Below are 22,301 nucleotides of genomic sequence, written 5' to 3'. Positions count from 1 at the left end.
AGTCTTAGCGGTTTTCCTGTTCGAGCAGTTCCGCGAAGTTATAGGTGCCGGTGGGCTGGTCATCGGCATCCATGAGGTAGAGGCGCTTGACGGCCACCACGATGGCCTCGGCGATATCATCGCGCACCATCGGATCCGTCAGCTTCGCCACGTCCTCGGTGTTGGTGAGATAGCCGGTGACGACCTCCACGGTGGGCATCTGGGTCAGCCGCAGGAGCTCCCAAGTGCGGCCATGGTTGCCGCAATTGGTCATCTGTGTGCGGGCAACGATCTCGCGCTGGATGAAGCCGGAGAGCTTCTCCCCTGTCAGTGAGGAGGAGCCAAGCTCAGAACCGAAGTAGAAGGTGGCCACCCCGGAGGCTTTGTCGTTCTTGTAGCGATCAGCCTGCAGGCAGATCATGAGATCAGCGCCAAAGGCGTTGGCCACATCGGCGCGGGATTCGGTGGAGGCATTATCCCCGCGCGGGCGGGAAAGGATGGTCTCCATGCCGGCGGCGATCATCCGGCCCTCAAGCCGGGTGGCGATATCCCAGAGGATCTCCTCCTCGGTAATGGCACCATAGGTGCCCACCACCGTCATGCCTTGGTCCTTGCCGCCGAGGCCGGGGTCGATGACCACGCGCTTGCCGGCGAGACGCGGGCCGGCGCGGCGAATCTGCTCGTCCTCGCGGATGGCCTGCGGGGAGCCGCCGGTGATGCGTAGGCCCAGTCGGCTCAAGGCCTTGATGGTTTTCGGCCCGCAAATACCATCGGTCTCAAGACCGTAGTTGAGCTGGTAGTTCTTCACCGCGTCGAAGGAATTCGGGCCATAGCGGCCGTCGACGCGATCGGTGTAGAAGCCGAGTTCTTGCAGCTGGGTTTGCAGCTGCACCACATCATCGCCCACCAGGGTGTTATTTGGCTGGTATTGCAGCACACGGGCCCCCAGAGTGTAGGAGGCTTCGCGGAGTGCGCGGAGCGTGGTTTCGCCCACGTGTCCGTCGGCGATGATGCCGCGGGACTGCTGGAAGCCACGGACGACCTCGGCGAGGGCGGAGTCAAACAGCGTGTCGATTGCCGCGTAGCTGTCGAAATCATCGGCTGATCCGTCGGCGGATTCGTCGACGGAGAGCAGTCCTAGACGAGCAAGGCTCTTCCGTACTTCCGCTACGCGCGGGCTACGGTCACCAACCCGCAAAACGTCCACCACCGAGGTCCCTTCTAGATTGATTCCAGCCGCACAGCGCGGCCACTCACGGCGCAGCGCGACAACTGATAACTCAGCGTGTCACTATTGTAGGCGCGGGCTAGCCGCTAAACGAAAGTCGCTGAGAAACGCACTTTCACGCTGTCTTTTCAACCCTACCAGTTACGCAAGTGACGTCAGTTTTTCCACGTACTCGCGCTTCGGGCGCACGCCCACGTACTCGGCTACCTTCTCGCCGCCCTTGAAAATCAACACGGTGGGAATGGACATGATCTGGAACATGGCGCCCAGGGTGCGCTCGGCATCCACATCCACCTTGGCCACCACGGCGGCATCGCCGACCTCCTCGGCGACCTGCTCGATCAAGGGGCCAAGCTTCTTACACGGGCCGCACCACTCGGCCCAGAAATCCACCAATACCGGCTTCTCGGACTCGATCACGGTGGACTTAAAGGTATCGGTGGTGAGGTTAATGATCTCAGACATGGTGGGGATCTCCTTGGGGCATCGAGAAAATAGTGTTAGTGCAGGTCATCTTCGAGTTCACCCAGATACTGCTGAGCGTCGATAGCGGCGCGGCAGCCGGTGCCGGCCGCGGTAATGGCCTGCTGATAGTGATTATCCACCAGGTCGCCCACGGCGAAGACACCGGGCACGCTGGTGCGGGTAGAAGGCTCCTGGACCCGCACATGCTTGGTGTCGGTGAGCTCCACCTGCCCGGCTGCAATGTCCGAGCGGGGATCCGCACCAATGGCCACGAACATTGCGGCCACCGGCAGCTCCGAGGTCTCATTGGTCACGGTATCGCGCAGCAGTAGCGAGGACACCTTGGAATCGCCACGCACCTCTTCGACCACCTTGTTCACCAGGAACTCGATCTTCTCGTTGTTCTTGGCCCGCTCCAGCATGATCTTGGAGGCGCGGAACTCCTCGCGGCGGTGAATGATCGTGACCTTGGAGGCAAACTTGGTGAGGAAGGTGGCCTCCTCCATGGCGGAATCGCCGCCGCCGACCACGGCAATCTCGGTGTCCTTGAAGAAGAAACCATCGCAGGTGGCACAGGCGGACACGCCGCGGCCGAGGAACTCCTTCTCCCCCGGCACACCCACATAGCGTGGGGCGGAGCCCATGGCCAAGATCACGCTGCGGGCCTGGAATTCCTCCTCGCCCGAGCGCACGATCTTCACCTCGCCGGACAGCTCCACCGAGTCCACCATCTCCATGCGCAGATCGGCCCCGAAGCGCTCCGCCTGGGAGCGCATCTGCTCCATCAACTCCGGGCCCATGATGCCCTCGGCGAAACCGGGGAAATTCTCCACCTCGGTGGTCGTCATGAGGGACCCGCCGTACTCGTAGCCCTCAAACACCAGCGGCTTCAGCTCGGCGCGGGCGGCGTAGATGGCGGCGGTGTAGCCGGCGGGGCCGGAACCGATAATGATGACGTCGTGGATCGTATCGCTCACAGTGGGGTATGTCCTTCTATTACGTGGATGGTGGGTTATGCACATACGCGGTCGCAGGCTGCGGCCGTGCGGCGCCGCCTCAGGATAGCGGTGGCGGCGGCTCGTCAATGTCTACCTCTGCCACCCTACCCAAGCGGCCGCGCCTGCCACGGCGGGCGCGGAGAGAGCCGCGGCGGGCGCTGTCTCTGGGCACAACACCGTCGAGGGCGGTCTCATTCCCTGCCGGTGGCGGTGAGCGTCGATAAGCATGCGGCGGCTAGTTCGCCCCGGCGAGCAGCTCCTCGATCTCGTTGGGGTCGGTGTAGAGCTGCTGCAGCTTGGTGCGCGCGCGAGCGCGGCGGGACTTCACGGTGCCTACGGCCACGTCCTGATAATCGGCCACCCACTCCACCGTGTAGCCGGCGATATCAATGAGATACAGCGCCTCGCGCTGCTCCGGTGGCAGCCTGGTCATGATCGCCAGCAACGCCAGTCGCGAGAGCTCGCTGATAAAAGGATCGTGGCTGTGGCGATAGTCGATGGCGCGAGCGTGGGTGTCATCGTCCATTACGGCCAGCTCATGTCGCTGATGCGGGCGGCGATGGGTGAAATCGTAGCCGGTATTAGACACCAGCTTGTGCAGCCAGGTTGAGAGCGTGGCCTCGGCGCGGAAGGTGTGCATGCGCTGCGAGGCCTTCAGCAGGGCCTCCTGCAAGATGTCCCAGGCGTCGTGCTCGGTGCGGCTATAGCGGCGCGCGGTGAGAAATAGCTTCGTGTGATGCTGGCGCACAATGCGGCTAAAAGCCTTCTCGTTGCCGGCGAGATGCTCGTGCACCAGCTGCACATCGGCTCGCATCCGCTCCGCTAGGCTCAGCGGGTCTGGTTGGGTGTCGATGGTCGGTGATGTGTTCATGATCTCCCCCCAGATGAACGATGAACATGTCAAAAGTGGTCAGGTTCACGGTGCGCGATCGGCGCGTAGATCTAGTCTGCGCACTGCGGCGAACACAGCAAAAGGTCCGATGCACATCATGGTGTGCACCGGACCTATATAGGGGGATGTAGCTGAGCTAAAGGTTCATATATTGGGGCGAGGGTGACCTAAGCATGGCGCTTATCGACGCTCCCCTGCCCCCGCATCCGAGACAGTATCCACCACGCCCTTAACCCGGATCTCTTGAATATCCGCAGGCCGCGGGGAGGCGCCGCTGCCAGCGGGCATCGGCAGCCGCTCCACCCACACCACCATGCCGCGGTAGTAGGTGGGCTCCTCGCCCTTGCTCGGCTTCGGCAGGGTGACCACCGTGGAGCCATCGCGCAGCACCGCGCGGCTCAACTCGGTGAGCTGCTCCCGCGAGTTCACGGCATCCGAATCGTCAGTGAATCCCAGAATGCGCACCGTGGTGCCGCCCGTACCGGCGTGGAACTCCACCTCCGCCGGGGAAGCCGGCTGGGCGAAGTCGATCTTCAGGCCCACGCCGTTTTTGATCTCCTCGCGCTCGCCGAACTGGGCGCGATAATCATCGGTGTGCCAGCTCGTGGCCACATCGCCGTCGATCACCAGCTCCGCCAATTGCGGGTTATCCGGCCAGTCGGCTGGGCGGGCCGCCGGATCGCCCGGCTCCCACTCCTCGGCGCGGGTGAGCTTGACCTTGGTGGCGTTGCGCACCTTTTCTGGCGCGCCGGAAATGGAATCCGAGTTCACCGGGCTGTCGGCCCGGTTACCGCCGAAGATGCCAAGCAGATACACGCTGGAGGCAGCCACCAGCACCACCAACCCCACCGTGGCGGCGGAGACCAACGTCAACCCGGTACGCGTATAACCCTTGGAGCCGAAGCCCGGGGAAGAGGTGGGCTCCGGTGCGGCATCGGCTGCCACTTCCAGATAGTGCTCCGGGTGATCCGAGCCCATGCCGAACTCGTAGAGATCATCCGCCATCACCCGTGGGTTGACCGTCTCGGTGTCATAGAGCTTGGAGGTGAGGTACTGCAGCTCGCGGCCCGTGCCCTCGTCTTCCACCAGCTGCTCCACGGCCTTAGCCACATAGCGCATGTCTTGGCCATAGTCGTTGCTCTCGAGCACCGCCGGGAAGGCCAGCACGGCGCGGCCATCGGTGTTGACACGGATGCGATCAAAGTGGTCGAAGCCGAGCGAGATCCCGGTGTCGTGGGCCGTGGCGGCGGCGTCGAGAAGCGAACTCATGGCATAGGCTACCGCGCGCGGATTCGCCCCAGTGAAACGCTGGCGGCTAGAGCCAGACCGAGCCCCTGCGGTGAGCGAGTTGAGGGCGGTGCCCTCCACCCAGTCCGCCACCACGAGGCAGCCCGCGCGATAGGGCAACACATGAATATTCTTGGCGATCGCCGGATGGTTCAACTCCGCCAAAGCCCGCGTGGTGCGGGTGACCGCGGCCGCGCGCTGGGCCGCGGTAGCCGGGCTGACTGGGGCGGCAGGAATCTGCATGCCTTGGGTATCGACGAAGACCAACGCCACCTGCTGGCCCGTGCGCTGGTCGCGGGCGTGCCAGAAGCGCGCACCCGGGACGCGGCCATAATCGCGCAGCAGCCGGTAGCGGCCATTGGCCACCGCGGCACCCGGCACCAGGCGCGGGGCCCGCACCTCGCCGGCGGACATCGGCGGTGGCACCGGGGAGGCGGTGAAGGGCTCCACCGTGACCAGCTGGGTAGACAGCTCGGCGGTGGTGGCTTGAGGCAGACCATCGTCCGCCTCGTCCTCGGCGGCCGCCGGCGGAGCGCTGACCACCCGGTTGAGCCCCGGCACGCGGCTGAGCAGCCGGGCGAAGGCGGCGATCTCCGGCAGCCCCGAACGCGAGAGCACGATCGCGGTAACCACCAAGAACACCAAGCCGGTGATCGCGGTGCGAAGCATAATCACCACCGAGGAGGCGGCTCCCAACACAGTCAGAGCCAGCACCCAATCGAGCACCAAGCCCACCCCGGCACCCACCAGCGAGGCGCCAATGACCCACAGCGTGGAGGTCATAATCTCCTTGCCGTGCAGCGAGCCCAGCTTGCGGCGCAGCAGGAACACACCGATCACGGCGCCGGTGACAAAGCCGAAACCATTGGCCGCGCCGAGCAGAATCACCACGCGCGAGGAGGAGGTGGCCACAAAGGGTGCGGCCGCCGACAGCACGATCTTGACCGTGGTGATACCGGCGATGATGAAGGTGGGGGTCCACGCCTCCTCGCGGGCGTAGAACACGCGCAGGTGCAAAAGCACCAGCGCATAGGGGATGAGAGTGAAGGCCGAGAAGCTCAGCGTCCAGCCGAGAATATCTGCCTCGGAGGGGGTGAACTGGCCATAGGCGAAGAGCGCATTAGCGATGTTGGTACCGAAGGCCATGAAGAACACGATCACCGGGATCAACGCGGCGAAGGTGAGCTTGGAGGCCCACGTGAGATCCCGCACCACGGCCTTATCGTCGCCCTCGGCGGCATTACGCGACAGACGCGGCATGATCGCGGTCAGCAGGGTCACGCCGATCACGCCATAGGGCACCTGCAGCAGCAGCCAGGCCTGCTGATAGATCAGCGGGGCGCGGGCATCAGCATTGGAGGCGATACGAGTGGTCACGATGTAGCCCAGCTGGGAGATCGCCACATAGATGACGATGGCGATAGCCATCCCGCCGAATTCTTTGAGGCGATCATCGATGCCCCACAGCGGCCGCAGATCGATGCCCTTCTTCAACAGCGGCGGCACCAGCAGCAGCGCCTGCACCACCACGCCCAGCGTGGTGCCCAGGCCCAGCAACAGCACGTGCGGGTCTGTCACCGAGGCCTGTTCATTCGGGTCCAAGGCCCCAGGTACCAGCCAGTAGAGGGCGAAGGTAGCCAAGCACACCACGTTGTTCCACACCGGCGCCCACGCGCCCGGCCGGAACACACCCTTGGTATTGAGCACCGCCATAAATAGCGAGAAGATGCCGTAGAACAGGATCTGTGGCAGCACCAGATAGGCGAAGGAGGTGGCCTGGATGATGTTGACCTTGCCCTCATCATCGATGGTGATGCGCGTCAGCCACGGGGCGGTGACCACCGCGATCGTGGTGACCACCACCAGCAAGGTGAGCGCCAAGGTGAACAGCCGCCGGATGAAGGCCGCTCCCCTATCGGGATCCTCCTTCTCGGCGCGCACGAGCACCGGCACCACCAAGGAGGTGAGCACCGCGCCCAGCACGATCTCGGTGACGAGGTTAGGCAGGGTGTTGGCCACGGTGAAAGCCGAACCCACCGCCGAGCCGAGGGTGGCGCCGATGGCGAGGTTGCGCAGGAAGCCAGTGATACGGCTGATCAGGGTGGCAATTGCCATGGACCCGCCGGCGCGCACCACATCGGAGTCGCTGGTGGTGCCCTGCTCGTCCTCCTGCTGGGTAGCCACCGGCGAGGAGGTGCCGGCAGCGGCCACGGGCTCGTTGGCGGCATCCTGCTGCGCCTCATAGAGCGCTTGGGCCGGTTCGGCCGAAAGCTGCGAATGATCGCTGTGTTGGCTCTCCAGCTTCTGCTTGCGCTTTTCCTGAACGCTAGGTCTGGATTCGGGGATCGGTGCGGGCGGTGCCGGCGGCACGATACGGCCGCGTAAGCCTGGGCGCTGGCCCTCTATTGGCGTGTGCTTGTCTGTCACTTCTCAACCACGTTTCGTGTTCTAGCTGTCCCTCGATCGTCGCGAGGAGCGCGTCCCCTCCCCCGGTGTCTCCGGCGGAGGGTTTCGTCTCGGTCGGCGTTGTCTGCTGCGTCTGGGCCGCGGCGGGTCATCCCCATCGCTTGGCCCGTCGCGGTGGTGAGTATGTCTACGTGGCGGATACTGGGCGCGTGTTGACGCCTTCTCGCTGCCCCAGCCCCCTGCATCTCGGCGGTGGGCCCGCTGCTGGCTCTCGGCCGCGGATACTGCCTCGGCGCGGGCTAGAGCGCGGTCGGCGGCGGTGCGCGGCTGCTGGGTCGAGCGAGCGCGGCGACGCTTAACGGTGCGCAGCGCCATCAGGCCCACCAACAGTGCCAAGAGCACCCCGGCGAGCCAGCGGTTGATGGTGGTGCCGCGAGTCTGCACCGAGATATCCACCGGATTACTGATCAAGGTGTCGGTGGGGGTGAGTAGGAACAGCTCGAGGTCAGTGCGCTGATCGTCCTCGGGAATCCGCGCCGTCAGCTCGGTAGTGATCGATCCCTTCGCGGGGATGCGCAGCTGCTCGGGTAGCTCCAGTTTCACCTTGTGCGGCGCCGAGTAGCCGATGTGGCTATCCACCGGCAGCGGCAGACCATTGCGCGCCACGATGAGCAGCGGCGAGGAGCTGCTGGTGCGGGTGTAGACATTGCCCGGCGGCAGCAAGGCCACCGCGTCGCGCAGCTCCATGAGCATGGCGCGGTTGCCCTTGATGATTCTGTCGGCGCGTTCAGTGGCGGCGGTGTGGCGCCGCAGGGTGTCGCGCTCGGTGCGGCTGAGTGCCCGCAGAATGTCCTGGCGCAGCGGCGCCGAAAAACCATAGGGGGTCAGTGCGATATTGGCATCACGCACCATCAGGCGGGTGACCTCGTCGGTATAGCGCAGCTGCTGGCTGGTGGTGATGATCTCGCGGTCGCTCATTGCCGCTGGATCCACCACGTCCCGGGTGCCGGAGGGTGCAGCGGCGGTGTCCACGTAGTCCGCAATATCCATCGGGGCGCTGATGCGCTTGTTCAGCACAAAGTGGGCGCTGTCGAAGAGCGCATCGGCATCGCCGCTGCTGATTTGTGCTGGCGGCAGCACTAGCAGCGGCTCACTAGCTTTCTGCGCATTGAGCGCCGCGAGCTCGAGGGCGGCACTGGCGCTCTGGCGGCGGGCCGTGGCCGAATCGAGGGTGTAATCGAAGCGGTAGCGGGGATCAGAATAGGCGGTCGTCACCGGGGCGCTGCCCATGCGCGCCACCATGCTGGCTAGGCCTGAGTTATAGCCCACCGCTTTCACGCCCTCGCCCGAGGGCGCCGGGGCGGAATCAGCCAGCAGCACCTCAGCTTGGCCCAAGCTCGAATCAGGGATGCGTTCCTCCTGCGGGGCCTCATCCTGGGTGAGCACATCGGGCGCGTGGTCATAGTGGTTGTGCTGGCGGCTTTGCTGACGCTGCCGCGTCCACGCCTCGTCTGGGGTGAGATCCGAGGAGGCGGTGTGTACCACGCTCTCCGCCCGCTGCGTCATGTAGCCCGCGGTGGGAATCACCACCTGGCTGCTGACGGGTCGGCCGAGGATCTCCTCCACCGTCATCCGCCCGCGAGTGACAGCCTCGCGGGCTAGCCACTGATTACCGGTGGCGGCCACCGCATTCACGTCCGCATTGGCCCAAGGCAGCGCTACAACGCAGCTGTTCTCGGTGGCGCGGTGCAGTTTAGCGATCCACTCCCCCGCTACCACCGTGCTGGAACCGGCCTCAGAAAGGCTTTCCTCGGAAGGGGTATCCCAGCGATCCCGGAGTCTCGCGGCCGGGGCCACTGGGGAGGGCCGAGTGTCGGAGACGCGGTAGCCATCGCTCATCCGATCCACCGCAGAAAGCAGCTGCGGGTCCACTGCCAGGCAGGTGGACTCCTTCAATGCCGCATCGTCCGCGGTGCGCTCAATATAGGTATCGAGAAGCTGATCTAATCGGCCACCGGAGACGATCGTGGTGGCCAACTCATCATCCCGTAGATACAAGGTGGGCTGGGTGGGAGCCTCACCGGTTTCGCCTGGGGTGATATCGGCTGGGGCGGTGATGGGCAGGAGCATGGTCAGGCCACTCGGGCCGTCCGGCTCTTGGCTGTCGGGTGGGGACATCTCCTGCGGGGTGTCGTCGACAAGCGCAGGCGCAGGCCGAATGGGATCGGTGGGCATGAGGAAACGCTCGGTGGTGGATATCGCTCCCGAATCCGCGGTGGCGCCCGCCCAGACCAGGAAGGGATAGACGCCCGGTCGAATCCGATCGGCGCTCGCCCCAGGGGTGACGGTGAGCGTGATCTCACGCTTCTCACCAGCGCCGATGCTCAGATCCTCCTCGCCAGTGAGGGAATAAGGATAGGCCTCCAAGCCCACTGTCATCATGGTGGCGGCGTGCTCCGGATCGGTGGTGGCATCCCCGCGAAACAGCTTCAGCGAGGCATCCGTTATCGGGCTATCCGAGGTGTTGGTGATCGAGATTTGCACGCTCAACGGGCGCAGCGGATCCCAATGCGACTGCTCCAATGGGGCGATCTCCACCCGCAGTGGCGAGGCCTTATCCTCAGCCCGGATGTATGGATTCACCCATTGCTGCGCTACCTGTGGATCACTCGGATCGAGCACCACCGGAAAAGCCGCAACCTGCGGGGCAAGGGCGAGCGGCGTCGTGGCGGCCACCGCTGCTGCCACCACAGACGCGGCTAGACGACGCGTAGAACTCACCGTGGTGTTGTCCTTCCCTCCGCGTGCAAACGCACCGCGCACTCCCGCATCAAGGAATGGGCCGTGCGCGCTAACTTGCGCTCATCGGCATAGGCGAGGCGCTCGATCAGAGAATTCGCCGGCACCCACGATACCTCGGTGACTTCGGGGTCATCATCGTTTAAATCCCCATCGACATAAGCCAAGAGGTGATGGTGCACCGTCTTGTGAATACGGGTGCCATCCGAGACAAACCAATAATCGATCACCCCGAGCTCGCCTAAGACTTCGCCCTTGATGCCGGTTTCCTCCCAGACCTCACGCTCCGCGGTAGCCGTGTGGGCCTCGCCGTTTTCCACATGCCCCTTCGGCATGGACCACAGCAAGCGGCCCCGCCGATCCACTCGGCCAATCAGCGCCACGTAGATGCGGGACAGATCCACCGCGCCGTGCTCATCCACAGCCTCCGCCAAACCAGAGGCCACCAACCCGCCCGCGGAGGTTTCAATAGAGGTGGGCATGGACGGCTGGCCACCCCGGCCTCGCTGGCCCTTGCTGCCCTTAGCGGCTTTACTGCTCTTTGAGCCTGAGCCTCCCTTAGCCCCTGCGCTGGCTGAGCCCCCGCGGCGAGAGCCGTGGGAGTTCTGGGATTGCTGATTCTTGCCGCGGTTCTGCTTCTTCTGTCCTTTGCCGTCCCCGCGGTGGGCGGCGCCGCGGCCGGAGCGCTGCTGAGACTGTCCGCGGCGTCGCCGCGAGGAACCCTCCCCCGAGGTGGTGGAGGGCTCGGAATCCTCGCTGCGTGCGTGCTGAGAACGCTTGGCCCGCTGCTGGGAGCCGCGGCCGCCCCGTCCGCCGCGCTTACGCCGCCGGCATCCATTGCCCGAGCCGGACCGAGAACCGGAGCCGCTGGTGGCACCGCCTTGGCCCTCGGCGTGGTCGGTGCTGCTGGCTTCTGCCGGCGGCGGGGTGTGCGCTGGGGTGTGGGCCCGTCGGCGCGATCGCCGGGAGGAGGCACCACGAGACCGGCCCCTCGCCGTGTCGGGGCTGGTGTTTCTGCTGGAACCGGCGCCTCCAGTGCTGCTAGACTCGCTGGTTCGCTGCGCCGAATTCTCGGCGTCGCTACTCGTGGTACTCATCCCCTTGATCGTATCGTGACCAGCCGCCGGTTGGTACATCGACATCACGAGTAGACTCATCACAAATATTCGGTGGCACCACCAGGGCGCCGCCGCACTGTGCAAGGAATCGGAGGAGATTCATGTCCGATGCACTGCCGGGTTTCGCTCGGCTGCGCGAGATTGGCCAGAGATTTGCTGATCTAGCATCGCTTTTCGACGCCCACCACCACCCGCTCTACCTCGTGGGCGGCAGTGTTCGTGACGCCTTCCTTGACCGTGGTGGCATCGATTATGACTTCACCACCTCGGCTCGACCCGAGCTGATCATGGATATTCTCAATTCCTACGCCCCTGCCGTGTGGGACACCGGAATCGAGTTCGGTACCGTCTCTGCAGAAAAGGACGGCGCCCAGATCGAGATCACTACCTTCCGTAGTGACACCTATGATGGCACCTCCCGCAACCCCGAGGTGCGCTTCGGCGATAGCCTCGAGGGTGATCTCGTGCGGCGTGACTTTAAGGTGAACGCCATGGCGGTGCGCATCACCCCAGAAGGCGATGTAGAGCTGCATGATCCCATGGGAGGACTGAGCGATCTGCAGGCTGGGGTGCTCGACACCCCCGCCACCCCAGAGCAGTCCTTCCACGATGATCCCCTGCGCATGCTGCGGGCCGCTCGCTTTGTCTCCCAGGTGGAGTTCAGCGTGGCGCCCCGAGTGCGGCAAGCCATGGAGGAGATGAACGGCGAGATCACCCGCATCACCGCCGAGCGGGTGCAAATGGAAATGAGCAAGCTCCTGCTCGGCTGCGCCCCGTGGGAGGGCATTGATCTTATGGTGGATACCGGCCTAGCCGATCACGTGCTGCCTGAGGTTCCAGCGCTTCGGTTGACTCAAGATGAGCACAAGCAGCACAAGGATGTGTACGCCCACTCTAAGCGGGTGCTGCGTAATGCCACCCAGCACGAGGGCGACGAGGGGCCGGATCTAGTGCTGCGTTGGGCCGCCCTGATGCACGACATCGGCAAGCCCGCCACCCGCGAGTTCCACGAGGGAGGCGCGGTGAGCTTCCACCAGCACGAGGTGGTGGGCGCCAAGATGGTGCGCCATCGCCTGCGGGCTCTGAAGTATCCCAAGCAGGTGGTGAAGGATGTTTCGCAGCTGGTGTTTCTCCACATGCGTTTCTACGGCTATAGCGACGCGCCGTGGTCGGATTCCGGGGTGCGGCGCTATGCCCACGACGCCGGGGAACTGTTGCCGCGGCTCAACAAATTGGTCCGTTCGGACTGCACCACCCGCAATAAGCGCAAATCGCAGCGCCTGCAGCGGGCCTATGACGAGCTCGAGCAACGCATAGAGGAGATTGCGGAGAAGGAAAATCTAGCGGCCGTGCGTCCAGATCTCGACGGCAACGACATCATGGAGATCCTGGGTCTGTCGCCCGGACCGGAGGTCGGTCGGGCCTGGACGTATTTGAAAGAACTCCGCTTAGATCGGGGCCCCATGGAACGCGAAGACGCGATCGCGGCTTTGCGCGCCTGGTGGAACGAGCAGAATTAAAGGACGCACCGGCATGGAACAGTATTTCGGCGACAACCTCTTCAACGCGATGGAACGCAATCCCGTTGAGATCGGCTCGATTGTGGTGCAGCAGCCAGACTCGGACAAAGGCGCCTATAAGCGCGACGCCCTGTTGGTGATCGATCACAGCCCGCGCCACACGATGGCACTAAGCCTCACACGGCCCTCGGAGGCCGCAGTGGCCAATGTGCTTCCGGAATGGGCTCCCCTCTTGAGTAGCCCAGGTGTTTTCTATGCCGGAGGAATCACGAGCCCTGAAGGCGTGTTGGGGCTCGGCGTGCTGCGCAATGGGCTGGAGACTGAAAACCCGAATCTCTATGAGCAGGTATGTAACCGCATCGTTCTACTGAACATGCAAGAGCCCGCGGAGGTATTTGAGCCTTATCTGGAAGTGGTGCGGCTGTTTGCCGGCCACACCACCTGGCAACCCGGCGAGCTCCATGCCGAGATCGAGATGGGCCATTGGTTTGTTGCACCAGCCCTCCCCTCTGATGTGATAGCTGGTCGGATGGCAGATGTGTGGGGCGATGTGCTTAAGCGCCAGAACTTCCCCTTGTCGGTACTGAGTACCTTCACCGAGGACCACGAGGAAAACTAAAACAATAAAGCTCGGATGTTTCACGTGAAACATCCGAGCTTTATTCGTGCCTAGGGTGGCGTGGTTTAGCCACGCTGGGACCAATACTCTTCGAACTCGGCAGCCGTGAGCGGAGTGGCCACGATGTCTTCAAACTGTCCGTAAAGATCAGGGTGTGGCACCACGGGATTGGGCGGAGCGTCCATGCCGCTGAGGCTGAAGCTGCCTTGGGCATTCAGTGCTGCGGAGCCGGTGATCTCGTGCTCGTGGTGGGAGGTGCTGGCTGGGCCTTTGAGCTCAACCACGCGCAGCATGCGGCACTGCTGGGCGTCGATCTCTTCCAGCTCTGCGACATGGGTGATGGCATGAGCTTCAATGGCCATGCTGATGCGCACATAGAGAGTCTGTGCCGCGCCGGTGTGCTGCGGGTGAGTCATGGAACAACCTCCATCGGTGATGGGCATATGGGCGGTGATCTTAGTGCGAGCGGGCATAACGGGCGGCGAGCCAGGAGCACATCATCAGCTGCACTTGGTGGAAGATCATCAAAGGAACGATGAGCAAGCTTACTTCCACCGGGCCGAAGATCACAGCACCCATGGGCAGCCCAGTAGCAAGGGACTTTTTGGTGCCGCAGAACTGGATAGCGATCTGATCCTCGCGGCTAAAGCCTAGGCGCTGGGAGACCCAGCGGGTCAGCCACAGCATGGCAGCCACCAGGGCTATGGAGAAGCCAATGAGGAAGAGGATTTCCCAGATGTTCACGGTCTCCCAAATACCGGCGACCATGCCCGCAGAGAATGCGGAATAGACAACCATGGTGATCGAGCCGCGATCGACAATTTTGGTGCCCGTGGCGGCCGCCCAGCGCCCCGTCCAGCGGCGGGTGAGCTGCCCAGCGGCGAAGGGCACGAGCAACTGCATGGCGATCTTGATAAATACCTCAGGGCCCACGGTGATGCCTGTCCCCTGGGCCATGATCAGCATGACCAATAGGGGGGTGAGCACAACGCCAAGCAGATTCGACAGCGAGGCACTGACGATGGCTCCGGCTACATTGCCTTTCGCGATGGAGGTAAACGCCACCGAAGATTGCACAGTGGAGGGTGTGAGGGTGAGGTAGACGATTCCAAGATACAGACCCGTGGATAGCACAGCTTTGAGCGGTGTGAGAGCAATGCCGATGAGGGGGAAGATCACGAAGGTGAAAGACAGGATCGTCAGATGCAGCCGCCAATGCTTGAGACCCGCGAGGGCTTCTTGGGGCGAAAGCCTGGCGCCGTAGAGGTAAAAGAGCAGGGCGATAGCGATGTTTGTGGCCACCGAGAAGGCATCGGCAAACCAGCCGCGTGCGGGCAGGAGAATGGCCAGCACCACTGCGGAGAGAATCAAGACGATGAGCGGGTCGGGCGGTCGCAGGTGAAATCTCGTGCGCATGCTTATTCAGCTTAGTAGCCGTCTGCAATCAGACGGGAGCTCGTAGGGGTGTCCCCTCAGTGCCGCGGTAGTTGGCAAAACCCACAGAATAAAAACCCAGCGCACAGCGTCTGGGTGGAGGAAGTTATGGGTCCTGCCAAATACTTACTCTATAGATAACAGACCGAATAGACGGTGACTTTGCTCCACTCTGGAGTGACTCTAGCTGGTGTCCGAACGCTCTAAGGGAGGGATGGAGTTTTGTCACGTTATGAATAAGTGCCCTAGCCAGAGGTGCTAAGAATCGTGCCTTCATTATACCTTTTTCGCTCCCGAACCCGCTAGAGGGGAGTGCCTGTAGACACTCCCCTCCCCCACCCCCTACCGGGCGGCTACGATTCGCTGGCGCGGGCTAGCGAGCAGTCGCGGCCTTCATGCGGGAGACAAACTCTCCCAATTCCTTTTTCAGCGCCTCGAGGTCAGTGACCGAGCGGGGCTGCGGGTGCTCGCCTTCGCAATACTTCTCGATGATCGAGGCAATGGCGGAGCCGGTGATGGCACCCGCCGCTCCAGCCTGAATGGCATCGGCTACATGCTGCGGGGTAGAGATACCGAAGCCCAAGAGCGAAGGGGCACCGCCGAAGCGCTGAATGTTTTTCACGATCTCGGGTAGCCCCATTGTCTGAGACTCGGACTCCACGCCCGTGACTCCAAGACGGGACACGGTGTAGATATAACCCTGAGAGATCGCCGCGACGCGCTCGAGAGTCTCCTCGTTCACGTTCGGCGGGGCGATGAACACGGGATCCACCTGGTGCTTCTGGGCGGCCTCGAGGAAGGGGGTGGATTCACGGACAGGGATGTCGGGGATCAGCACAGAATCAGCGCCGGCTGCATGGATCTGCTCGTAGAAGCTATCGAGGCCATGGGAGAAGGCCACATTGCCGTAGCAGAGCAGCCCGATGGGGATCTCGGGATAGGCGGAGCGTACGCGGCGGATAATCTCCAAGGACGCGGCGAAGTCCGTGCCCCCGTCAAAGGCCCGAATATCAGCGGCTTGGATAGTGGGACCATCGGCCACCGGGTCCGAGAAGGGCACGCCCAGCTCGAGGGCATCGGCGCCATTGTCGATAAGGGTGGAGATGAGTTCCACATTGGTGTCGGGGTCTGGGTCGCCGAGCATGATGAAGGGCACGAAAGCTCCTTCGCGCCGCTGCTCAAGGCTGGCGAAGAGATCGTCATAGCGGGACATGCTTAGTTCTCCTTCAAGGTGTACTCGGGGTGCTCGGCCAGGGTGCGGCGCACATAGTCAATATCTTTATCGCCACGTCCAGACAGGGACACCAGAATGGTGATCTCCTTGCCTTCTTCCTCAGCAAGCTTGGCCCGCTTCAGGGCATAGGCCAAGGCGTGGGAGGATTCGAGGGCGGGCAAGATGCCCTCGTGGCGTGTGAGCAACTGGAAAGCCTCCAGTGCTTCAGCATCAGTGATGCCCACATAGCTTGCGCGACCAGAGTGGGACAGGTGCGCGTGCTGCGGACCCACGCCCGGATAGTCCAGCCCAGCCGAGATGGAATAGGACTCTTCCACCTGTCCTTCGGCAGTACGCATGAGATAAGACTTAGCGCCGTGCAGGATGCCGATGCGCCCGGCACAGATCGGGGCGCCGCTCTTACCAGAGTCGAGACCGAAACCGGCAGGCTCGGTGCCCACCAGCTCCACGGACTCCTCCTCGATGAAGTCAGCGAAAATACCGATGGCATTAGAGCCGCCACCGACGCAGGCGGTGACTACATCCGGCAGCCCGCCAATGCGTTCCTGCATCTGCCTCTTCGCCTCGGTGGAGATCACGCGATGGAATTCACGCACGATCGTCGGGAAAGGGTGCGGGCCAGCGGCAGTGCCCAGCAGATAGTGGGTGTCTTCGAAGGATTCAGTCCAGTCGCGCAATGCCTCATTCACGGCGTCCTTGAGAGTGCCCGAGCCGGAGTTCACGCTCACAACCTTCGCGCCCATCATCTCCATGCGGTAGACATTGGGCTGCTGACGCTCGACGTCCTTCGAGCCCATGTAAATCACGCATTCGAGTCCGAGGAGAGCACAGGCGAGGGCGGTCGCAGTGCCATGCTGGCCTGCACCGGTCTCGGCAATGACGCGGTGTTTACCCATGCGCTTGGCCAGCAGTACCTGGCCAATCACCTGGTTAGTCTTGTGGGCCCCTCCGTGCACCAGATCCTCGCGCTTGAGGAAGATACGGGCGTGTCCCTTGCCCTGGCCCGCGAGAGGGAGGTTGGAGCATTCGGTAATCGGGGTCGGACGGCCGAGATAATCACGGAAGTAGGTAGCCAGCTCTTCGGTGAAGGCGGGATCCTCCATCGCATCGACGAAGGCGCGCTCTAGCTGATCGAGCGCCGGAATAAGGAGCTCGGGCACGTACTGGCCCCCGAACTCTCCGAAATAGGCGGGAAGGAGTGTCTCCCGCTCTGTGGTGTGGGGTGAATGTGTCATCGTTGATCGTTTCCTTTAATTGTCTGTCCGATGGGTTGTCTTTGTCGGATCGGCTGCGGCGGTGGGCGGATCGAAGTGGAAGGCCTTGATGGAATCGAAGACACTCCGAATCGCGGCGCTGTTCTTCCGATACTGCCACGTTTCCCCAGCCTCTGGGCCGTACTCGACACCGCTGTTGATATCTACTCCCACGCATCCGGTGCGCAGGGCCTGCTCAATATTCGCTGGGCTCACTCCCCCGGCGATGAGGGCACGGTCCTTCACGATGTCTGGAATAGTGGTCCAATCGAAGCTCACCCCGGTGCCACCCTCGCCATTGTCGAGCACGAGGGCGTCCACTAGGCCACCACTGGCGTGGGCCTCGGCCATGCGGGCCCCATGTTCCTCGCTCATCGAGATCGCGCGCCAGAGTTTTACATCGGGCCCCACCTCGGCGCGCACCGAGGCAATGAGCTGCCTCTCCCCTTCCCACGTGTCGGACAACGGTGCGTGGATCTGCACGGCGTAGACTCCACGCTCGGCCAGCTCCCGATACCCAGAGCGTTGGCGGGAGACGGCCACATAACGCAATCCGGGTTCCGCGGACATGATCGCGGCGGAGGTTTCACGTGAAACATATCGGGGTGAGCTGGGCTCGGTGATGAGTCCGCCATAGACGGCACCGGCCGCACAGGCCGCCTGAGCCGCCGCGGGTGAGGTGAGGCCGCACACTTTGTTCTCGCCATAAATGAGGGCACGAGCGGCGGCGTCTACATCCGGTTGAGCGGTGAGCTGGGATCCAACGAGGAATCCATTGACCAAGCCACCAAGCTTTTCGACGCTCACATGATCCCGAATACCCGACTCGGCCACGAGGACCGCGCCCTCGGGAGCGAGCGGCACCAGCTGGGCGGAGCGAGAGAGATCGATGGTGAGATCGTGGAGGTTCCGGTGATTCACGCCGATGATGCGCGCCCCCAAGGCAGTAGCGCGGGCCATCTCCTCTTCGTCGAGCACCTCGGTGAGTACATCCAGACCTAGGCTTTCGGCACATGCGGCGAGGCGGCTGTAGGTGGCGTCGTCAAGCACCGAAAGCATGAGCAAAATAGCGTCGGCGCCAAAGTAGCGGGCGGCGAGGACCTGCACCTCGTCGATGATGAAGTCCTTGCACAGGACTGGAAGGTGGGTGCTCGCAGCCACCGTGGCGAGGTGATCGTAGTCGCCGCCGAAGCGCTCGGGCTCGCAGAGCACGGAGATAGCGGCGCCAAAGCGAGAGTAGATGCGGGCGATCTCTGCGGGATTGTAAGATTCGCGGATCATCCCCAAGGAAGGCGAGGCGGACTTGCACTCCAAGATGAAGCGATGAGAGCCCTGCAGCGCCTCGTAGAGCGAACGAGTAGAAGGTGGAAGATCACTCGCTGCTACCCCACCAATGCGAGCGCGAATGTCCGCGAGATGTCCGCGGCGGGCAGTGACGATCTCCTCCAGAATCGTCGGCAGAGAGGAGGTGTTAGTGCTCGGCATAATCAGTCCCTTCGTGCTGAGCGAGCCAGCTTTCGACCTGGCCGCTACTGATGACATCCTTGGCGCGGGCGGTGCCCTCGGCGATGCTATCGACTACGCCGTGAAGATAAAACATGGCGCCAGCGTTCACGGCCACCGCATCCACGTGAGCCTGTGGGGCCTCGTTGGCAAAGATAGCGCGCAGCATCTGCGCATTGGCCTCGCCATCGCCACCGGCGATGGCGGAGAGATCATAGGTGCTAATACCCATCTCCTCCGGGCTGAGGCGATAGTGGGTGATCTCCCCCTCGTTGAGCTCCCAGAAATCGGTGGGGCCATGCACAGCGATTTCGTCGGTGCCGCTGCCGTGGACCACGAGTGCTCGGCGACGTCCGAGCTCTCGCATCACTCGGGCGATCGTCTCGCCCAACTCCGGCTTCGCGATACCCATGATTTGCAGCTCGGGGCGGGCGGGCGAGAGCAAGGGGCCGAGGATATTGAAGAGGGTGGGAATACCGAGCGCCTTGCGGACAGGTTGAACGTGCGCAATCGCCGGATGATAGGCAGGGGCGAAGAGGAAGGTAAATTTCGCTGCCTCATACCAGCGCACCGCGCGGTCCACATCGAGCTGCAGGGGGATGTTGAGCGCCTCCAAAACGTCCGCGGAGCCAGACTTGGAACTCACAGAACGGTTGCCGCATTTAACCACACCGCGTCCACCCGCTGCGGTCACCAGGGAGGCGGCCGTGGAGATATTAATGGTGTTCTTGCCATCTCCACCGGTGCCTGCAGTATCCAAGAGACCCGTGCCGGTGAGTGGGAAGGGGCGGCCCGCCGCGAGGAAGGCCTGGGCGGCCCCAGCAATGTCCTCGAAGGTCTCGCCCCGGGTGCGGATAGCCACGAGCAGTGCGGCCATGTGTACGTCGTCGTAGTCGCCTACGGTTAGTGGTTCGAAGACGGCGCGGGCCTCCTCCACGGTGGGATGGGGATTATCGAGGAAGAGCTTGAGTTGTTCAACCGCAGTGGGATTTGCCATGGTGGTTGCCTTTCGTTTCACGTGAAACACTGCCGTCGGGCAGTGCCTGGGCGTGGGCCCGTCATTATGGAAGCAGAAGCTCGATAGCGCGCTGGATGATGTGTGGTCCGGCGGGGCTGAGAATGGACTCGGGGTGGAACTGTAGGCCGAGAGCATCGGTGCGGTTATTCTCACCGTGAATCACGCCGGCCATGATCACCTCTCCCTTTTCCGAGGGGCAGGTCCCTAGAGACTCGATGCTCTCAGGCACATCGACACACCCCAGGGAGTGGTAGCGGGCGACGGGAACGGTATCGCCTGCGCCTGCGCTGTGATCCGGATCGGGCTGAATGCTTAGCCCAGCAAAGAGCGCCGAATGCGCCCCGGCTTCGGTGAGTGTCATGTAGTCCATGCGCCCGTGGACGGGGCCGCAGGGGGCGACCACTCCCCCACAATGCTCGATGAGGGCTTGGAAGCCGAGGCAGATTCCCAGCATTGGGGTTGTGCCCAACTCGGCGGCGATGAGGTCAGTCATGGTGCCCGCATCCGAGGGGTGGCTTGGGCCCGGAGAAAGCACGAGCAGGTCCGGCTTCAGTGCCTGGATCTCCGCGACGGGCGTGGTATTGCGTACCACGGTGAAGAGATGACCAGTTGCGGCGATGGCGTCGACCAAGTTGTAGACAAAGGAATCGTAATTATCAATCACAACGATCTGGCTCATGCGCGTTCCACCTTAAGATCCTTGGCCGCTGCGGCGGCGATAGCGTGCAAGACCGCATAGGCCTTGTGGACGGTTTCGTCGGCCTCCGATTGCGGTACCGAGTCGCGGACCACGCCCGCGCCTGCTTGCACGTGCGCCCGTCCGTGGCGGACAAAGGCGGAACGAATAACGATGCAATTGTCCATATCGCCGTTACCGGCGAGATAGCCCACAGCTCCGCCGTAGCTTCCTCGTCGCACCCCCTCTGCTCTGCGCAGAAGCTCTACTGCTTTGAGCTTCGGGGCGCCGGTGAGCGTGCCCATGTTCATACATGCGCGATAGGCATCCAGCGGATCGAAGTCCTCGGCGAGGGTGGCGCTGACGATACTCACCAGGTGCATCACTCGGGAGTAGCGGTCTACCTGCATCAGACGATCCACCGCGCGCGTTCCGGGCACCGCCACACGAGCGAGATCATTGCGGGCGAGATCAACCAGCATCGCATGCTCGGCGGTTTCCTTATCGTCTGTGCGGAGCAGCAACTCATTGCGGATATCGAGTTCCCGATTTAGGCTGCCGTCGGGGTTGAGGCCTCGTGGCTGGGTCCCAGCCACTGGATAAATCTGGAGGGTCCGGTCCTCGGCGGTGAACTTCAGGTTGGACTCCGGCGAGGCGCCGAAGAGTTCAAAGGAGCCATCATCCGTAGCGCCGTGCACATAAAACATGTAGGGGCTGGGGTTAGATGCGCGCAGTTGTCGGTAGGCAGCAAAGGCGTCGGGGCAATCAACGCTGAAGGTGCGCGCGGGGACGACTTGGTAGATGTCACCTTCATAGATGTTGTCTTTGAGGTTGGTCACGACCTCGCGGAAGCGAGCGTCGCTGAGATCGCATGTAGCGGAGAGTGTTTCACGTGAAACATCAGCAGCTGGCTCGGAGGTGTCGGCGGTGGCAGGCTCCGAGTGGGCGTCGATAAGCGCTGCGATGCGCTCCATCTCCGCGGCATCGCTGTCGCGGGAGGCGGCGCTGGTGCTGACGCGGGCCAGGGTGGCCTCGCCGCAGCGGTGATCAATATCCAGCAGAGTCTCGGCGAGGATGAACTGATAATCCGGATAGGTGTTGGGCCCCTCCCCTACCTCGGGCAGTTCCTCGAAGGTGGCGAGATAGTCGAAGGCGAAGCCGCCCGCGAGGAAAGGCAGGAGGCCGTCCTGAAAGCTGGACTCGCTTTGAAGGATCCGAAGCGGCAGTACAGTACTGGGCGCCAACAGCCGTTCCTTCTCGTCCACGGCCGTCGAGGGCGGGAAAGAAAACGCCAGAGTCTCGCCCGGCAGGCGGAACTCGGCGAGACGCTCAGCAAGCATCGCGGCGATCGGCTCGCCAGAGGGACGAACAACATCCACCTTCACCACATGACCCGTGCAGGTCAAGCGCAGCGACGCGCTAAGAACCGATAGCGACTTCACGCCGCGCTTTGACTCGATATCGACGGACTCAAGCAGGACGGAATCCGCCGGGGCATCCGGTCCGTTGAGGCAGAGGGCGCGATAGACCTCGGAGGCATCGCGATGGTAGCGCACTGGGCGGCGCAGCACTGTGGGCTCATAGTGCGGCGGGGTGGTGAATGTCATCGTGCTCTTTTCTTCTGAAGCCTAGGTTGGTCGGTGGGGGCCACCTCCCCCGTGGCGACGAGCCCCGCCCTTGATAGGCAACACAGAAGGCTCGCCGCGCTGGGAGCGGGCGAGCCTTAAAGAAAAAGACGTTGGATGGCCGAATTCGTGGCTCGCCCTAGCTGGCGCGCCACCACCACGAGTGGGTGCTGGAAGTGAATTCGTGCAACAACATGGCAGCTACTTTAGCAGTTCTTTGCTCAGTGCCACTGATAAGGGTGGCTAG

At 63.0% G+C, this 22,301-nt stretch carries 17 protein-coding genes; 2 read left to right on the top strand and 15 right to left on the bottom strand.

Going from position 1 to position 22,301, the window contains the following annotated elements; all coding sequences use genetic code 11:
• Nucleotides 1-4: 4 nt before the first annotated feature.
• The 7 genes from CCICO_RS11315 to CCICO_RS11285 all read right to left on the bottom strand — a co-directional run bounded on the left by CCICO_RS11315 (nucleotide 5) and on the right by CCICO_RS11285 (nucleotide 11,151).
• Nucleotides 5-1,189, bottom strand: coding sequence for an N-acetylmuramoyl-L-alanine amidase (locus tag CCICO_RS11315; RefSeq protein WP_018018383.1), 1,185 nt, complete (start codon nucleotides 1,187-1,189; stop codon nucleotides 5-7).
• A 159-nt stretch (nucleotides 1,190-1,348) separates the two neighbouring features.
• A complete protein-coding gene (gene trxA, locus CCICO_RS11310; RefSeq protein ID WP_018018382.1) occupies nucleotides 1,349-1,672 on the bottom strand; it encodes a thioredoxin in 324 nt (107 codons plus the stop codon).
• 35 nt (nucleotides 1,673-1,707) lie between these two features.
• Nucleotides 1,708-2,694, bottom strand: a complete 987-nt coding sequence (gene trxB, locus CCICO_RS11305) for a thioredoxin-disulfide reductase (protein ID WP_051067208.1) — start codon at nucleotides 2,692-2,694, stop codon at nucleotides 1,708-1,710.
• Nucleotides 2,695-2,905: 211 nt separating this feature from the next.
• Nucleotides 2,906-3,541 carry a sigma-70 family RNA polymerase sigma factor gene (locus CCICO_RS11300; protein ID WP_051067207.1) on the bottom strand — a complete coding sequence of 212 codons (636 nt, stop codon included), beginning with the start codon at nucleotides 3,539-3,541 and terminating at the stop codon, nucleotides 2,906-2,908.
• 201 nt (nucleotides 3,542-3,742) lie between these two features.
• Nucleotides 3,743-7,276 (bottom strand): murein biosynthesis integral membrane protein MurJ, encoded by a 3,534-nt coding sequence (murJ, locus tag CCICO_RS11295; protein WP_018018379.1) that lies wholly within the window; start codon nucleotides 7,274-7,276, stop codon nucleotides 3,743-3,745.
• A 21-nt stretch (nucleotides 7,277-7,297) separates the two neighbouring features.
• The gene (locus tag CCICO_RS11290; protein WP_018018378.1) at nucleotides 7,298-10,036 is read right to left on the bottom strand and encodes a hypothetical protein; all 2,739 of its coding nucleotides are present in this window, start codon (nucleotides 10,034-10,036) and stop codon (nucleotides 7,298-7,300) included.
• Nucleotides 10,033-11,151 (bottom strand): NUDIX hydrolase, encoded by a 1,119-nt coding sequence (locus CCICO_RS11285; protein ID WP_026161220.1) that lies wholly within the window; start codon nucleotides 11,149-11,151, stop codon nucleotides 10,033-10,035. Before CCICO_RS11285 ends, CCICO_RS11290 begins: the two co-directional genes overlap by 4 nt.
• 122 nt (nucleotides 11,152-11,273) lie before the next feature.
• Here CCICO_RS11285 and CCICO_RS11280 point away from each other — a divergent pair, with 122 nt between their 5' ends.
• Both CCICO_RS11280 and CCICO_RS11275 read left to right on the top strand, forming a co-directional pair.
• Complete coding sequence (locus CCICO_RS11280) at nucleotides 11,274-12,692, top strand: CCA tRNA nucleotidyltransferase (protein WP_018018376.1); 1,419 nt, start codon at nucleotides 11,274-11,276, stop codon at nucleotides 12,690-12,692.
• Nucleotides 12,693-12,705: 13 nt separating this feature from the next.
• Nucleotides 12,706-13,311, top strand: coding sequence for a YqgE/AlgH family protein (locus CCICO_RS11275; RefSeq protein WP_018018375.1), 606 nt, complete (start codon nucleotides 12,706-12,708; stop codon nucleotides 13,309-13,311).
• Between the two features lie 65 nt (nucleotides 13,312-13,376).
• On the opposite strand, the gene CCICO_RS11270 is transcribed toward CCICO_RS11275, so the two are convergent.
• The 8 genes from CCICO_RS11270 to CCICO_RS11235 form a co-directional block, all read right to left on the bottom strand.
• Nucleotides 13,377-13,727, bottom strand: coding sequence for a hypothetical protein (locus CCICO_RS11270; protein ID WP_040357228.1), 351 nt, complete (start codon nucleotides 13,725-13,727; stop codon nucleotides 13,377-13,379).
• A 40-nt stretch (nucleotides 13,728-13,767) separates the two neighbouring features.
• Nucleotides 13,768-14,727 carry a bile acid:sodium symporter family protein gene (locus CCICO_RS11265; protein WP_018018373.1) on the bottom strand — a complete coding sequence of 320 codons (960 nt, stop codon included), beginning with the start codon at nucleotides 14,725-14,727 and terminating at the stop codon, nucleotides 13,768-13,770.
• A 391-nt stretch (nucleotides 14,728-15,118) separates the two neighbouring features.
• Entirely contained in the window at nucleotides 15,119-15,958 is an 840-nt protein-coding gene (gene trpA, locus CCICO_RS11260) for a tryptophan synthase subunit alpha (RefSeq protein WP_018018372.1), read from the bottom strand.
• A gap of 2 nt (nucleotides 15,959-15,960) precedes the next feature.
• Nucleotides 15,961-17,214 (bottom strand): tryptophan synthase subunit beta, encoded by a 1,254-nt coding sequence (gene trpB / locus CCICO_RS11255; RefSeq protein ID WP_018018371.1) that lies wholly within the window; start codon nucleotides 17,212-17,214, stop codon nucleotides 15,961-15,963.
• 15 nt (nucleotides 17,215-17,229) lie between these two features.
• Nucleotides 17,230-18,717 carry a bifunctional indole-3-glycerol-phosphate synthase TrpC/phosphoribosylanthranilate isomerase TrpF gene (gene trpCF, locus CCICO_RS11250; protein ID WP_018018370.1) on the bottom strand — a complete coding sequence of 496 codons (1,488 nt, stop codon included), beginning with the start codon at nucleotides 18,715-18,717 and terminating at the stop codon, nucleotides 17,230-17,232.
• Nucleotides 18,704-19,732: an anthranilate phosphoribosyltransferase gene (trpD, locus tag CCICO_RS11245; RefSeq protein WP_018018369.1), complete on the bottom strand. Its 1,029-nt coding sequence runs from the start codon at nucleotides 19,730-19,732 to the stop codon at nucleotides 18,704-18,706. The genes trpCF and trpD overlap by 14 nt, the downstream gene beginning before the upstream one ends.
• Before the next feature lie 64 nt (nucleotides 19,733-19,796).
• Nucleotides 19,797-20,432, bottom strand: a complete 636-nt coding sequence (locus CCICO_RS11240; protein WP_018018368.1) for a glutamine amidotransferase-related protein — start codon at nucleotides 20,430-20,432, stop codon at nucleotides 19,797-19,799.
• Nucleotides 20,429-22,036 carry an anthranilate synthase component 1 gene (locus CCICO_RS11235; protein ID WP_018018367.1) on the bottom strand — a complete coding sequence of 536 codons (1,608 nt, stop codon included), beginning with the start codon at nucleotides 22,034-22,036 and terminating at the stop codon, nucleotides 20,429-20,431. The genes CCICO_RS11240 and CCICO_RS11235 overlap by 4 nt, the downstream gene beginning before the upstream one ends.
• Between the last annotated feature and the right edge of the window lie 265 nt (nucleotides 22,037-22,301).

The organism is Corynebacterium ciconiae DSM 44920, assembly GCF_030440575.1.
GTDB lineage: Bacteria > Actinomycetota > Actinomycetes > Mycobacteriales > Mycobacteriaceae > Corynebacterium > Corynebacterium ciconiae.
This window is presented reverse-complemented; position numbering and strand designations above follow the sequence as displayed.

Coding starts and splice junctions, on each gene's coding strand:
- trxB (WP_051067208.1), bottom strand. CDS start 2,694: ATGTGCATAACCCACCATCCACGTAATAGAAGGACATACCCCACTGTG.
- CCICO_RS11300 (WP_051067207.1), bottom strand. CDS start 3,541: ATGAACACATCACCGACCATCGACACCCAACCAGACCCGCTGAGCCTA.
- CCICO_RS11240 (WP_018018368.1), bottom strand. CDS start 20,432: ATGAGCCAGATCGTTGTGATTGATAATTACGATTCCTTTGTCTACAAC.
- CCICO_RS11280 (WP_018018376.1), top strand. CDS start 11,274: ATGTCCGATGCACTGCCGGGTTTCGCTCGGCTGCGCGAGATTGGCCAG.
- trxA (WP_018018382.1), bottom strand. CDS start 1,672: ATGTCTGAGATCATTAACCTCACCACCGATACCTTTAAGTCCACCGTG.
- CCICO_RS11275 (WP_018018375.1), top strand. CDS start 12,706: ATGGAACAGTATTTCGGCGACAACCTCTTCAACGCGATGGAACGCAAT.
- trpA (WP_018018372.1), bottom strand. CDS start 15,958: ATGTCCCGCTATGACGATCTCTTCGCCAGCCTTGAGCAGCGGCGCGAA.
- trpB (WP_018018371.1), bottom strand. CDS start 17,214: ATGACACATTCACCCCACACCACAGAGCGGGAGACACTCCTTCCCGCC.
- CCICO_RS11285 (WP_026161220.1), bottom strand. CDS start 11,151: ATGAGTACCACGAGTAGCGACGCCGAGAATTCGGCGCAGCGAACCAGC.
- trpD (WP_018018369.1), bottom strand. CDS start 19,732: ATGGCAAATCCCACTGCGGTTGAACAACTCAAGCTCTTCCTCGATAAT.
- trpCF (WP_018018370.1), bottom strand. CDS start 18,717: ATGCCGAGCACTAACACCTCCTCTCTGCCGACGATTCTGGAGGAGATC.
- CCICO_RS11270 (WP_040357228.1), bottom strand. CDS start 13,727: ATGACTCACCCGCAGCACACCGGCGCGGCACAGACTCTCTATGTGCGC.
- CCICO_RS11265 (WP_018018373.1), bottom strand. CDS start 14,727: ATGCGCACGAGATTTCACCTGCGACCGCCCGACCCGCTCATCGTCTTG.
- CCICO_RS11235 (WP_018018367.1), bottom strand. CDS start 22,036: ATGACATTCACCACCCCGCCGCACTATGAGCCCACAGTGCTGCGCCGC.